Origin of the sequence: Nonomuraea sp. NPDC049725, from assembly GCF_040674795.1 — a bacterium.
In the GTDB taxonomy this organism is placed as follows: Bacteria; Actinomycetota; Actinomycetes; order Streptosporangiales; family Streptosporangiaceae; genus Nonomuraea; species Nonomuraea ceibae.
In genome coordinates, this window is the sequence record NZ_JBFANJ010000009.1 from 44,713 (window position 1) to 58,813 (window position 14,101).

Sequence of the window (14,101 nt, forward strand, 5' to 3'; positions counted from 1 at the left end):
CTCCCTCAGGCACTGGTCTAGCTGAGGAGCTCGCCGTTCGGGCCGACGATCTTCTTCGTCTCGGCGTAGTTCGCCTTGTTGTAGACGTCGGCGACCTCACCGTCGAAGTAGGCCGAGCTGATGTAGTCCACGCGGTTGTTCTCGTCCTGGTCGTGGAACATGCTCGTCACGCCGTTGAGGTAGCCGGTGCGCTTGCTGTTGCTGTAGCGCAGCAGCCAGGGGCCGCCGTCCGCGCCACCGGTCATCGAGCACTTGAGCACCTGGTGCGTCTCGACCCGGAACATGTTGGCCTGGTACGTCTTCTTGGCCGTGTTGCCGTAGCACCACTTGGGGGTCACGCCGGTGAACGGCTTGTCACCGTCGGGGTGCGGGTCGGCCGGGTAGCCGAAGGCCATGACCTTGCCGCCGAGCGGCTGGTTCCAGGCGATGCCCTGGCCGCCGACGACGTCCCCGACCCGCCCGGTGTCCTTGGCGATCCCGAGGATGTACTGCGGCTCGTAGTACTTACGGGACGTGCCGGGCTTGACCCACTTCTGCGTGTAGTAGTGGGTGATGGTGTAGTTGCCGGTCTGGTCGGTGCCCTTCTTGCCGGGACCCTTGTAGGCGTCCCACTGGTCCTTCGTGACCTGCTCGACGGCGGGCTCGCCGAACTTGTAGCCGTTGCCCTTGCCGACCTTGGCGTCGTCGTAGGTCTCCTGCTTGACCTCGACCTTCTCCAGGACCGCGCCCGGGTAGTCGGGGCCAACCAGGTCGGACGGCTTGTCCTCACCCTCCGAGTAGCAGTCGCCCAGGTTCAGCAGGCACTTCTCGAATTCCTTGCGGTCGATCTCGCGCGGCTTGATCCACTTGTCGCCCAGCCACTTGTCGAACTCGGCCTTGGTGACCCGCTTCTCACCGTCGAACTGGAAGCCGTTGTGCACCGCGACGAAGGCGAAGTCACCGTCGTAGTCGTCGTAGGTGTCGAGGTCGTAGGAGGTGAAGGCGTACGCGCCGGCGTAGATGCCGTACGGGGCCTTGCCCTGGTAGTAGGCGGGCACGAAGACCCACTTGTCGAAGACGTCGTCCTTGCCGTTCTCGAACACGCAGTGGCCGGCGGTGGCGACCAGGTTGCGGTGGCGGGACTGGACAGACGTGGCCGAGCACCAGCGGTACTCGCCCTTGTGGTCGATGAAGAACACCTTGCCGATCGTGCGCGGCAGGTTGACGTTCTTGACCTTGAGCGTGGGGGCCTTGGTCGGCGGGGCGACCATGCCGGGCTTGCCGTCGTCCGGCGTCTTGCTGCCGGTGGCGACGAGCTTCTCCACCTTCTTGGCGTCCCAGCGGTACTGGGTGGCCTTGCGGAGGGCGGCGCCGTTGGCGTCCAGCCAGAAGAAGGCGTTGCTGTAGGCGTCGGCGGGCTTGGGGGCGAGCGGGTCTTTGGCCCAGGTGGGTGCGGTGGCGTTGGCCGGGGCGCTGAGCGTGGCCGCGCTCAGTCCGGCGAGGGCGAGGGGGATGAGGAGGCGCTTCACTGGGGTGCTCCACGAAGTTTACAAAACGGGCGTAAGAACCCTATCGCCACTCTGGTCACACGATAAGGGATCTTCTGGATTCCGTTCTAAATGCCGAAAGGCCCGGCGGATGCCGAGCCTTTCGGGTGATGCAAGGGGTGAGTGCGGGGTTTGGACCCCCGCCCTCATGACTCTCTCAAGGCTTACTTGAGGGAGCCGGACCAGTTCTTCTCGGCCTGCGCGTAGACCGCACCGGTCTCGCCGTCGAAGTACGGCGAGGAGCTGTAGTCGTAGCGGTTGTTGCCGTCCTGGTCGTGGAACAGGCTGGTAACACCGTTGACGTAGCCCAGACGCTTCGCGTTGCTGTACTTGATGAGCCACGGAGCGCCGTTGGCACCCGGGGTCATGGCGCACTTCAGAGCGATGTGCTCCTCAGCCTTGTACGCAGCGGAGGCGTAGGTCTTGCCGGAGGTGGCGCCGTAGCACCACTTCGGCGTGACACCCGTGTAGGCCTTGTGGCCGTCGGGGTGGGCGTCCGCCGGGTAACCGAAGACGAACACCTTGGAACCGGTCTTCTGGTTCCAGGCGATGCCCTGGCCACCGACGTTGTCACCGAGGCGACCGACGTCCTTGAGGAAACCGTCGATGATGTAGAAGTCAGTCCGGAAGTACTTGGTGTCCTTGCCGGGCTTGTACCACGCCTGCACGTAGTAGTGCGTGATCGTCGCGGTCTGCTCGTTCTTGACGACCGTCGCCGGGTACTTCTCGGCGTTCGCCTGCTGCTTCTTGAGGTAAGCGTCGGCCTCGGCGAAGGTCACGTGCTCGGTGATGGGCTCACCGAACTTGTAACCGTTGCCCTTGCCAACCTTGGCGGCGTCGTAGGTGGCCTTGGAGACCTCGACCTTGGTCACCTCGGCACCGGGGTAGTCCGGGCCGGTCGGCTGGGACTTGGAGCCCTGCTCGAACCAGTAGTAGTCCTGGGTCTTGGGGTCGAGCTTGCCCTTGTCGAACTCGGCCTTGTCAACCTGGACGTGCTTGTCGACCTTGGCGCCCTCGAACTTGTCGTAGTCCGCCTTGGAGACCAGCTTCGGCGTGCCGCCACCGATCTGGATGCCGTTGTAGACGGTCACGAACGCGTAGTCGCGGTCGTTGTCCTCGTACACGGCGTAGTCGTAGTGCGTGTAGGCGGTCTTACCAACGTAGATGCCGTAAGGCGTCTTGCCCTGGTAGTAGCCCGGCACGAAGACCCAGTTGTCCATGACGGAGGCGTTCTTGCCCTCGTCGTAGACGCAGTGACCGGCGGTCGCGACCAGGTTCTTGTACTTGCCCTGGATCGAGGTCGCGGAGCACCACTTGAGGTCGCCCTCGGAGTCCACGAAGAACACCTTGCCGATGGTCTTCGGCAGGTTGATGTTCTTGGTCTTGGAGGCGACCTTCTTCTCCTCGCCGATCGGCGCAACCGTCGTCGCCTTGGTGTCGGGCGAATAGCCGCCGCTCACCTTGAGCTTCGAGGTCGCCTTGTTCTCCCAGGTGTAGGGAGTCGCCTTGGCGAGGTTGTTGGTGTGCTCGTTGGCGGCCAGCCAGAACTGGGCCACCTCGATGGCGGCCGGGGCGTCCTTGGCCATCGTGTCGTACGCCCAGTCGGGCGCAGCGGCAGTGGCGGAACCGGCGAGGCCGGCGGCCAGCAGACCGGTGGCCAGAACGGCGCCACCGGCGGGGAGGAGGATGCGCTTCACTTTTAACTCCTTGCGCTGTCGTGGAACGCCTCTTGCGTCCCATGCGTCAGTAAAGGGATAGCCAGGAACATACAGTGTCGATCTTGGGAACCGGTAGCTGATCTGACAGGAAAAGATGGGACATGGCGGGCGTGACCGTTCTGTGATGTTTGAACGAGCGTGCCGGATCATCTGGGCAAAGGCCGTCTACGGCGCATAACCGCAGATCACTTGCCGTGCGATACTGGCGTGACAACCGGGCCTCCGGTGCCGCCGCCGATCCCTCTCCTGATGCGATGTGGCGCACATCACACTGCTTCGATGGCACCGTCTGAGCCTCCCGTGCGTCCAAACGCCCAACACTTTCCCGCCGGAATGCCGAAGGGCCCGGCGGATGCCGGGCCCTTCGGGTCAAACAGTGTCGAACAGTGACGAGCTAACTACTTAGACGACCTTGCCGGACCAGGAGTTGGCCGCGGCCTTGTAGATGGACGCCGTCTCACCGTCGAAGTACGGCGAGGAGATGTAGTCGACGCGGTTGTTGCCGTCCTGGTCGTTGAAGGTGCTGGTGACACCGTTCACGTAACCGAGACGCTTGCTGTTCTTGTAGTTGTAGAGCCAGGGACCACCGTCGGCGCCCTCGGTCATCGCGCACTTGAGCGCGACGTGCTCTTCGATCTTCTTGGCCGCGGAACCCACCAGCTTCTTGGTGGTCTTGCCGTAGCACCACTTCGGCGTGATGCCGGTGTAGTTCTTGTGGCCGTCAGGGTGCGCGGAGGCCGGGTAGCCGAACACGCGCACGTACTTGCCGGTGGGCTGGTTCCAGGCGAAGCCCTGGCCGCCCACGACGTCACCGAGGCGGCCGGCGTCCTTGACGTAGCCCTCGATGATCGTGAAGACGGTCTTGTAGAACTTCGTGTCCGAACCCGGCTTGTACCACTGCTGCACGTAGTAGTGCGTGATGGTCCAGTTGCCGCGAGCGTCCTGCTTCACGGTCGCCGGGTACTTCTCGGCGTTCTGCTCCTGCTTCTTCTTGTAAGCAGCCGCCTCGGAGTCGGTCACGATGTCGGTGACCGGCTCGCCGAACTTGAAGCCGTTGCCCTTGCCGACGCGAGCGTCCTTGTACTTGTCGGCGCTGACTTCGACCTTGGCGACCTGGGCGCCGGGGTAGTCGGGACCGGTGGGCTCAGCCTTGCTGCCACGCTTCACCCAGCAGGCGACCGTGGAGGTGGGGTCGAGCTTGCACTGCCGGAACTCGGTCCGGCTGATCTCGACGTCCTTGGCCTCCTTGATGCCCTGGTGCTTCTCGAACTCGGACTTCGAGACCTGCTTGGCCTTGCCGCCACCCAGGTACACGCCGTTGTAGACGGTCACGAACGCGTAGTCGCGGTCGTAGTCCTCGTAGACGGCGAAGTCGTAGTGGGTGAAGGCCTGCTTGCCGACGTAGATGCCGTACGGCGTCTTGCCCTGGTAGTAACCCGGGACGAAGACCCACTTGTCCATCGTGTCGGCGTTGGTGGCCGTGTCGTACACGCAGTGACCGGCCGTGGCGACCAGGTTGCGGTACTTGGACTGGATAGAAGTGGCGGAGCACCACTTCTTCTCGCCCTTCTTGTTGACGAAGAACACCTTGCCGATGGTCTTCGGCATGTTGACGTTCTGGGACTTCGAGGAGCTCTTCTTCTCCTCGCCGATCGGCGCGGCGGAGCCGGGCTTGGTGTCGGCGCTGTAGCCGCCGGCGGTCTTCAGCTTGGCGACGTCGGCGTTGTCCCAGACGTTGGACTGGGTAGCGGCCTTGAGGGCAGCGTTGTTGTTGTCCGCCCAGAAGTCCGCGATGGCCTTGGCGTTGGCAGCGCTCGTCGCCATCGGGTCCTTGGCGATGTCGCTCGTGGCCGTCGCCGAGCCGGCGAGGCCGGCAGCGAGAAGGCCGGTGGCGAGGACGGCGCCGCCGGCGGGGATGAGGATGCGCTTCAAGGGAACTGCTCCTTGGTCTGTCGTGGGCCGCAACGTGCGACCCATGCGTCAGTAAAGGGATAGCAAGGAACATAGCGCGGTGATCTCCGCAGGTGAAAGCCGAAATGACCCGATCGGTTGGGGCCCCGACTCGCGTTACCATTCCGTTACCAGTCAAGGTCGAATGCGGCGAGTGATCGATTGGATGCGTTTTTGCAGGGCATGGCGGGGTTGTGGCAGATGGTGCCGAAGTTCCGTTAACGGGCATGTGCATAGGGTGGCCAGTCAAATGTGACTCAGATCACAGGAACCGGATTGGCGTGTGTTCCGTCTAATTCGCTCTGATCTTCACAGGGAACGTTCAGGTTCGGGTTCCGCAGTCGGAGATACGTGACGGTTTGTCCGTTTGAGGGTGGCGGCTTTCCCTTCCGTTCCGGGCGTTCGGGGGTGCCGGTGGGGCGGAACGGTGGGTGCCGGTGGCGGATCTCGTGCACCGGCCGCTGGTGCCGAGGGTTCAGGCCGCCCGTAGTGGCGTCGGACGTGTGCGTGCCGTCTGCCGCCCGCATCGAGCGCTGTCTCGGATTTGGCTGCATTCGGCTGCTGAAGGGGGCGTTCGGACAGAGCATGGGGGCTGATCCTCCTTCGGCCTCGTGCATCGGGGCTGTGAGCGTCCTGCGCCGGTCAGACCCGGCGGCCGGGTCGCCTCTACGTGGACGACTCCGCGTTGGAGGCACGGGCCCGTGCAACTCGGCCTGACCGGAGGTCGTACGGTCGGCCCGCGCGTACGCCTCGAGCGCGCTCTGGCGGCCATCTAGGGCAGGGAATGGGCGGTTCGCGACGCGCTTGCTCGTGTGCTGGAGGTCTGGGAGCTCGGCCTGGTGACGCCGCGGCCATCAGCGGTGGCCCTGGTGATCGGCTGGGGAGTACGTCAATGCGGGGCGGTTGCTCGGCGACGCCACCAGGGCAACGGGCAGTGGTGGCCGGTCTCCGGCCGCAGCTGGAGCGTGAGGCGCAAAGGAGCTCCTGCGTGGGCGGCTTGGCGAGCGGAGTGAACTGGACGCCTGGCTACGGCGTCGCCTCTCCTCCACCCCGCCCCCCGGTGAAGCAAGGGAAGACGGACACCCCGTGAGGCCGGCGGGACCACATCCGGGGAGTCATGGCTTCGCCCAAGGAACGCGGGGTGTTCCGCTCCGGCTGCATGGTTCCGGTGGCGGCATCGATGGTTCGCCTCTGTTCCGTGGCCAGACGGCCCACGTGGGGTGGGGTGCGCGAGGGGCGGAGCCCCTCGTCCGGGGCGGAGCCCCAGGAGCACAGCCCGAGCAGGGCGCGGCGCGGAGCGCCTGATGGGCGAGGACCATGCGGCCGTAGGGCGACGTACCAAGAAGAGGGAGGCCGGGAATGCCGAAAGGCCCGGCCGTGAGGGCCGGGCCTTTCGAGGAGGGGGCTTACTTGTACAGCTCGCCGTTGCGGCCGACGATCTTGCCGGACCACTTGTTCTTGGCCTCGTTGTAGATCGAAGCCGTCTCACCGTCGAAGTACGGCGAGGTGATGTAGTCGATGCGGTCGTTGGCGTCCTGGTCGGCGAAGGTGCTGGTGACACCGTTCACGTAGCCGAGGCGCTTGCCGTTGTTGTACTGCGACAGCCAGGGGCCGCCGTCGTACCCGGGGGTCACGGCGCACTTGAGGCCGATGTGCTCGTCGATCTTGAGCCAGGAGGCGCCGACCGTCTTGGAGGTGGTCTTGCCGTAGCAGTGCTTCGGCGTCACACCGCTGTACGGCTTGTCGCCGTCGGGGTGCGGGGCGGAGGGGTAGCCGAAGGTGCGGACCGTGCGGTTCGGCGGCTGGTTCCAGGCGACGCCCTGGCCGCCGACGTTGTCGCCGAGGCGGCCGGCGTCCTTGGACAGCAGGATGTAGTGGTGGCCGCCCCAGGAGCGCTTCGGCCCGCTGAACCGGTTGTACTCCGACTTGCTGACCCGCTTGGCACCCTCGAACTGGATGCCGTTGTAGACGGTGACGAACGCGTAGTCGCGGTCGTAGTCCTCGTACACGCCGAAGTCGTAGTGGGTGTACGCGGTCTTGCCGACGTAGATGCCCCACGGCGCCTTGCCCTGGTAGTAGCCGGGGACGAAGACCCAGTAGTCCATCGTGTCGCGGTTGGCGTCGGTGTCGTACACGCAGTGGCCGGCGGTGGCGACCAGGTTGCGGTAGTTCGACTGGATCGACGTGGCGGAGCACCAGCGGAACTTGCCGCTGCCGTCGACGAAGAAGACCTTGCCGATGGTCTTGGGCAGGTTCACGTTGGAGGAGCTGCCGCCGCCTCCGTTGCTCGTCGGGGCGACGCTGGCGGGACGGCCGTCAGGGTTGTAACCGCCGGTGGAGACGACCTTGCGGACCTGCTTGGAGTCCCACGTGTAGGCGGTCGCGCGGCGGAGGGCGGCACCGTTCGAGGCCAGCCAGAAGGACGCGACGGAGGCCGCCTGACTCGTGTTCCTGGCCATGGGGTCGATCGCCACGTCGGCGCTGGCCCCTGCGGTGCCGGTGAGGCCGGTCGCCAGCAGGCCGGTGGCCAGAGCGGCGCCGCCGACGGGGAGAAGGATTCGCTTCAAGGTAACTCCAGGCTTTCCCTTACGCTGACGCGGCGCCTTCGTGCGCTTTGATTGTCAGCAAACGGACAGTCCGGAACCGTACAGGGCCAACCCGGGCCATGCGGGCGGAAAGAAGATCAGGTAAACCTCTGAATGGTTGCCGTGATCGTACCGAGATCCAGGTATGAGCTGATCACCCCCCGTTACTGGGGAGTTGCATATGACTTACATCACATTTGACAGGATCTTCTGTGCGGCGGCGTGGCGATAGACGTCGCCGGTCACGGCTCCGAAGTACGGGGACGACACCGCGTCGAACTCACCCTTGGCGTCACGGTTCCAGGTGAGGCTGTTGACTCCGACGAGGTTGCCGAGCTTCCTCGCGGACTGCCAGTCGACGAGCCAGGGGCCGCCGCTGGCGCCCTTGCTGAAGTTGCAGGGGGCGAGCTGGACGCCGAAGTTCAGCTCCAGGCTGGGGGCGACGGCCTTGCGGGTGCTGCCGACGCAGGTCTGAAGTGTCGTGCCGTTGAACGGGCGGGTGCCGTCGGGCTGCGGGCCGGCGGGGTACCCGAAGGCGTCGACCCGCGACACGGGCGCCTTCTTGCCCAGCTCCAGGCCCTGGCCGCCGACGTTCTCCTGTAGCCGGCCGACGTCCTTGGCGACGTACTTGGCGCCCTGCTTCTCCCAGGTGAAGCCCCGGTGAACGGTGACGAACGCGTAGTCGTAGTCGTAGTCGTTCTTGCCGACCCAGTCCTCGTGGATGCTGATCGAGGAGCCCACGTAGATGCCGTCGGGCATCTCGCCGCTGTTGGTGGGGTTCGGGACGAAGATCCAGTAATCGGCGGCCTTGCCCTGTCGCGGGTCGTAGGCGCAGTGTGCGGCGGTGGCGACCACGCTGAGGTTCCTGGCGGCGACGGAGCTGGCCGAGCACCAGTACTCCTTGTCGCCGAAGCGGAAGAAGACCTTGCCCATGGTCTTGGCCGCGCCCTGTTTGGGGGCGACGGGAGCGACGTTCTGGGTGCCCTGCGCCTTCCGGAGGGCGGCGATAGCCTGGTTCGACACGCTCACGGCGCCGCTCGACGAGGCGGGCGCGGCCTCGGAGGCGGGCGCGGCGGGACTGTAGCTGTCGGCGTCCTTGAGCTTGTCCGGCTTCCAGTAGTCGGCGACCTTCTGCACGTCCGCCTTGGTCCTGGCCAGCGTGACGGTCTGCACCTTGCTGGCCGACGCGGCCTGGGCGGCGGGCGCGACCCCGGTGAGGGCAGGCAGCGTCAGCAGCACGCCGCTGAGCGCGGCGGCCGCCAGATGCCTGGCCCGGGGGATCATGAATTGCCTTTCTTGGGGTTGTAAGGGTGGATTTTTCCAGATCAACAGCCCTTATTGCAGCTCGGATGGAGATTCGTTATCTGATCAAGCGTGACCCGTGTCCTATAAGGAGCATGTCAAACATGCCGCCAATGATCATTTATTGGACCACGTCACCCCAGGTCGACTGCGGTTTCCGGCGCCACCTGAAGGCCCTGGTCCAGAGGTGAGGGGTGCCCCTGGGCATACTGATTGGTTGCGACATGTTGCCGGTCCAGCGGTTGCCTGCTGCCGGCAGCAGATGGTGAACGAGCAACGCGGCTGACGTGCTGGCCACCGAGGCGGGCATCGGCTCGGTCTCGCCGCATTCCGTCGTGCTGTCGGTGCGAGGGTTGCCGCCGGCAGGTAGCCGAAGGAGAACATCGTCGCCCTGGCGTCGCGGTTCCGGGTGAAGCCCTGGCCGTCGACACTGACGTCGAGGCCGTCGGCGTTCGCGCCGGTCCTTCTTTCAGTCGACCGTGATGCTTGGCTAAGGCATCCATCGCTGTGAAGTCGCTGTGCATGTTGCGCGGCTGGTGGCGTAATTGCTTTTAGTTGCCTCCGTTGCGGGGATTGGTGTTTCCGGCGCGCGTAAGGCGAAAATCCAGTAGACGCCCACACTTTGTGGAGAGGGCGTGGCCCACGCTGTTGGGTACCCCTTGCGGCCCTGGTCGGGCGCAGGCTGTTGATGCGGGGCGTCGTGATCGGCCGCAGCTTCGAGCCGGTCCGGGTTTCCAGAACTGGATCGTCAACTGGGCAAGTCGGCCAGGAGGCGGCGGTAAATGGGATAGAACGGTTAGGGCTTGTTGAGGACCAGCGAAATCGCCTCTGTTTGAGAACGGCAGAGATAACCGCACTTACCAAACGTCACTTCTTATCAACCGAACCTTGTTCTGGTTAGATGATGGCATGGATCCACGCACCCCCTGCCTCGTGGGCGTCGCGCAGTGCACTGTTCGTGAGCAGCCCGGTCCCGAACCGCTCGACCTCTGGGAGGAGACGGCCCGCGCCGCTGCCCGGGAGGCGCGGTTGTCTGTCGGGCGGCTCGATTCGATCCAGATCGTGTACACCGACTCCTGGCAGTACGACTCGCCCACCGGCAGGCTTGCCGAGCGTCTCGGCGCCACGCCGCGGCACCAGGTGTACTCCAAGGTCAGCGGCACGGCGCCGCAGCTGCTCATCGGGGCCGCCGCGAGCGAGATCGCCCAGGGGCGCCTCGACTCGGCGCTCGTCGTCGGGGCCGAGGCGCTGGCCACGCGCCGGGCGTACCGGCTGGCGGGGGAGCGGGTGCCGTGGGGTCATGCCGCCGATCCCAAGCCGCCCTACGGCTGGGAACGGCCGCCGCATCCCGCTGAGCTCGCGCATGAGCTGTTCCTGCCGGTGCACACGTACGCGATCATGGAGACGGCGCGGCGGGCGGCGCGCGGTCAGTCCGTCGAGGAGGAGATGCGCGAGCGGGGCCGGATGATGGCGCCGATGACCGAGGTGGCCGCCGCGAACCCGTACGCGTGGCGGCGGAGCGTGCGCGGCCCGGAGGAGCTGGTGACGGGCAATCGGTTCGTCGGGTGGCCGTACACCAGGAACACCGTGGCGGTGCTGGAGGTCGATCAGGCGGCGGCCGTCGTTCTCGTCAGCACGGCTCTGGCCGATCGGCTCGGGGTGCCAGCCGATCAGCGGGTGTATCTGCGGGGCTGGGCGTACGCGGAGGACACCTGGGAGGTCGCGGCGCGGCCGGCGCTGGGGTCGTCGGAGGCGATCGGGCGGGCGGCCGGCGTCGCGTTCGAGCGGGCCGGGCTGAGGTTGGACGACATGCACGCGCTGGACGTGTACAGCTGTTTCGCTGTGGCGTTGCGGCAGGCGTGCGATGCGATCGGACTGGATCCGATGGACGCGCGCGGGCTCACCGTCACCGGCGGGCTGCCGTACGCGGGCGGGCCGGCCAGCGGTTACGTGCTGCACTCGACCGCCACCATGGCCGGGCTGCTGCGTGCCTGGCCGGGCCACGGGCTCGTCACCGGGGTCGGCATGCACCTGACGAAGCACGCGTACGCGGTGTGGTCCACCGAGCCGGGGGGCGTGCTGGGTGACGGGGCGCCGGTGTTCACGGCGGAGCCGGTGCCGGTGGTCGACACGTACGAGGGGGCTGCGGTGGTGGCCGGGTACACGGTCGCGCATGGGCGGGACGGGGGTGCCGAGCGGGGGTACGTGGTGGTCGAGCTGCCGGGTGGCGGGCGGGCGTACGCGCACGTGCTGGAGGAGGAGCTGATGGCGGACGCCGAGTCGCGGGAGCTCGTGGGGCAGGCCGTCCGGGTGACGACGGACGGGAAGGTGAATGTCGCTCGGTGGTGATTCCGTAAAGGCGATGCAAAAATCGTGAGCGCGTGGCTACTCTGTGCTGTTGACATTTTTATGTCATCAGCGGACGCTGGAGTCATGCGGAGGACCACGGTGCGCATCGACGAAACGCTCCTCAACGAGGCGAAGGCGTACGCAGCCCGCAACGGGCGCAGTCTCAACTCGGTGATGGAGGATGCCTTGCGACAACTGCTCAACCGCCCCGAAACGACGCAGCGGCCCCCGATCGACCTCCCCCTGTCCGGCGAGGCCGCAGGGCCGATGCTGACCTGGACGGAGATCAGGGAGCTGATCGACCTGGAGGACATCGAGAAGGTCCTCGGAGGCCGGCATGCGGATGCTTGACGTCAACCTGCTGGTCAACGCCCAGCGGCGTGACATGGAGCATCACGAGCCATGTCTCGCCGCGCTCCAGGAGCTGCTGCACGGAGACGAGGCCTACGCCGTGAGCGACTTCGTCATCAACGGCTTCCTGCGCGTCGTCACCAACGCGCGGATACCGGGAGCCACGAGCTTCGCGACCGCCTGTCGCTTCGCGGCGAGCGTCCGCAACCAGCCGCACGCGGTGGTCGTGCACGCGGGGCCGCGGCACTGGGAGATCTTCACCCGCCTGTGCCGGGAGGCCGGGGCGGCGGGCAAGCTGGTGCCTGACGCCTACCTGGCCGCGCTGGCCATTGAGCATGGTTGTGAATTCGTGACCTGTGACAAGGATTTCGCCAGGTTCGAGGGGTTGCGCTGGCGGTCGCCGCTCAACTGAACTGGAGGACAAGAAGAGACGCCCACCCCCCGGCGAGGTCCGTCGTGGCCGATCAGTTCGATGTCATCGAGGCGGGCGAGCGCGGCCGGCGTCGCTGGGTCGGGCTCGTGGTGGTGCTGGCGCTGCTGGTGGTGCCGGTGGTCAGCCTGCTGGCCAGCCGCGACCCGATGCCGGAGCCGGTCCGCGAGACGGCGCCGATCCGGTCGCTGAAGCGGGTGGAGAGCGCGCCGAACGTGCTGCACCCCGAGGCGCGGGAGCGGGACGGGCGCGAGACGATCGAGGTGGTGTTCCCGCACGGGGTGCGGGCCGAGGTGCGCTATCCGGCCCGACTGGGGCTCGACCGGCTGGGGGTGCGGCCGTTCCAGGGCGTGTGGGTCGACGGCGACTACCGGGAGCTCGTCGCTCCCTACAACGGCGAGGCCGAGGTGACCAGGGGCGGGGAGCCGATCCGGGCGTTCGCCCCGCATGTGACGCTCTGGCCGCGCCAGGCGGGCAGCGGCGCGTACGGGCAGGTGCTGCTGTTCAGGTTCGGGCGGTGGCGGATGGCGATGTACGACAGGCCGGGCGGGCTCGACTACGCGCAGCGGGTCGCGGTGGCCGGGGACGTGCGCGGGGAGGTGACCGGCGGCTATCTGACGCTGTCGGGCACGGACCGGGTGCGGATGGCGGAGCCGGGGGAGCGGGTGCGGGGTGAGCCGGTGGGGCCGCAGCTGTGGTTCGGCGGCGGGATCAGCGACATGGTGGTGCTGATTCCCTCGTGCGCGGAGGTGGACCGGTTGCCGCGCGGGGTGCGGGGGCGTGGCCGTCCGGTCAGCAGCGTGTGCCGGGGCGGGGTGCGGATCGCGGCGGCGGGCGACCCGGGGTTCGTGAAGGCGGCGCTCGACGGGATCAGGATCACTCTGAAGTAGGGTGCGGCCATGTTCGCCGTTACCGCCACACAGACCGACCCCGACAATCCTCTCGCCGGGCTGACGCTCGGCGACCACCCGGAGCCGAAGGCGCCCGACGGGTGGACGACCGTCTCGGTGCGGGCGGCCGCGCTCAACCATCACGACCTGTGGACGCTCAAGGGCGTCGGCATCCGGCAGGACCGGCTGCCGATCGTGCTCGGCTGCGACGCGGCCGGCGTCGACGAGGACGGCAACGAGGTGATCGTGCACGCCGTGATCGGCTCCGGCGCGGACGAGACGCTGGACCCGAAGCGGTCGCTGCTGTCAGAGACCTACGACGGCACGTTCGCCGAGCGGGTGGCCGTGCCGTGCCGCAACCTCGTGCCCAAGCCCGCCGCGCTCAGCTTCGAGGAGGCCGCGTGCCTGCCGACGGCCTGGCTGACCGCTTACCGGATGCTGTTCGACAAGGCCGGGCTGGAGCCGGGCGCGACCGTGCTCGTGCAGGGCGCGGGCGGCGGCGTGGCGACCGCGCTGATCGCGCTCGGCCGGGCGGGCGGCTATCGCGTCTGGGCTACGAGCCGGTCCGGGGACAAGCGGGAGCGGGCTCGCGAGCTCGGCGCCGACCAGGTCTTCGAGCCGGGCGCCAGGCTGCCCGAGCGGGTCGACGCGGTGATGGAGACCGTCGGCCAGGCCACCTGGGACCATTCGCTCAAGTCGCTCAGGCCGGGCGGCCGGATCGTGGTCTCCGGCGCGACCAGCGGGGCCGTGCCGCCCGCCGACCTGAACCGGGTCTTCTTCCTGCAGCTCTCGGTGGTCGGCTCCACGATGGGCACCCGCGACCAGCTCCAGCGGCTGGCCGTCTTCCTGGAGCAGACCGGCGTCCGGCCGGTGATCGACCGGACGCTGCCCATGACGCGGGCCCGCGAGGGGTTCGCCGCCATGGACGAGGGCGACGTGTTCGGCAAGATCGTCTTTACTGGCTGACAGGCGCTGCAGCGGTGGGCGCAGGCCGTACCGG

At 67.0% G+C, this 14,101-nt stretch carries 10 protein-coding genes; 5 read left to right on the forward strand and 5 right to left on the reverse strand.

Annotation, left to right across the window (positions count from 1 at the left end; translation table 11 throughout):
• Positions 1-17: 17 nt before the first annotated feature.
• The 5 genes from AB0J53_RS23635 to AB0J53_RS23655 all read right to left on the reverse strand — a co-directional run bounded on the left by AB0J53_RS23635 (position 18) and on the right by AB0J53_RS23655 (position 9,063).
• Complete coding sequence (locus AB0J53_RS23635; RefSeq protein ID WP_364175747.1) at positions 18-1,508, reverse strand: hypothetical protein; 1,491 nt, start codon at positions 1,506-1,508, stop codon at positions 18-20.
• Positions 1,509-1,690: 182 nt separating this feature from the next.
• On the reverse strand, positions 1,691-3,223 hold the full coding sequence (locus AB0J53_RS23640) for a hypothetical protein (protein WP_364175750.1): 1,533 nt from the start codon (positions 3,221-3,223) through the stop codon (positions 1,691-1,693).
• Positions 3,224-3,646: 423 nt separating this feature from the next.
• Complete coding sequence (locus AB0J53_RS23645) at positions 3,647-5,176, reverse strand: hypothetical protein (protein WP_364175752.1); 1,530 nt, start codon at positions 5,174-5,176, stop codon at positions 3,647-3,649.
• A 1,424-nt stretch (positions 5,177-6,600) separates the two neighbouring features.
• The gene (locus AB0J53_RS23650; protein WP_219500875.1) at positions 6,601-7,761 is read right to left on the reverse strand and encodes a hypothetical protein; all 1,161 of its coding nucleotides are present in this window, start codon (positions 7,759-7,761) and stop codon (positions 6,601-6,603) included.
• A 204-nt stretch (positions 7,762-7,965) separates the two neighbouring features.
• Positions 7,966-9,063 (reverse strand): trypsin-like serine protease, encoded by a 1,098-nt coding sequence (locus tag AB0J53_RS23655; RefSeq protein ID WP_219500877.1) that lies wholly within the window; start codon positions 9,061-9,063, stop codon positions 7,966-7,968.
• 927 nt (positions 9,064-9,990) lie between these two features.
• On the opposite strand from AB0J53_RS23655, the gene AB0J53_RS23660 reads away from it, so the two are divergent.
• The 5 genes from AB0J53_RS23660 (at position 9,991) to AB0J53_RS23680 (ending at position 14,067) form a co-directional block, all read left to right on the forward strand.
• Positions 9,991-11,430: an acetyl-CoA synthetase gene (locus AB0J53_RS23660; protein WP_364175757.1), complete on the forward strand. Its 1,440-nt coding sequence runs from the start codon at positions 9,991-9,993 to the stop codon at positions 11,428-11,430.
• Between the two features lie 99 nt (positions 11,431-11,529).
• Entirely contained in the window at positions 11,530-11,781 is a 252-nt protein-coding gene (locus AB0J53_RS23665; protein WP_364175760.1) for a hypothetical protein, read from the forward strand.
• On the forward strand, positions 11,768-12,193 hold the full coding sequence (locus AB0J53_RS23670; protein ID WP_364175763.1) for a type II toxin-antitoxin system VapC family toxin: 426 nt from the start codon (positions 11,768-11,770) through the stop codon (positions 12,191-12,193). Before AB0J53_RS23665 ends, AB0J53_RS23670 begins: the two co-directional genes overlap by 14 nt.
• 44 nt (positions 12,194-12,237) lie before the next feature.
• Positions 12,238-13,101 carry a hypothetical protein gene (locus AB0J53_RS23675; RefSeq protein WP_364175766.1) on the forward strand — a complete coding sequence of 288 codons (864 nt, stop codon included), beginning with the start codon at positions 12,238-12,240 and terminating at the stop codon, positions 13,099-13,101.
• Positions 13,102-13,110: 9 nt separating this feature from the next.
• Positions 13,111-14,067, forward strand: coding sequence for a zinc-binding dehydrogenase (locus AB0J53_RS23680; RefSeq protein WP_364175768.1), 957 nt, complete (start codon positions 13,111-13,113; stop codon positions 14,065-14,067).
• Positions 14,068-14,101 lie beyond the last annotated feature (34 nt).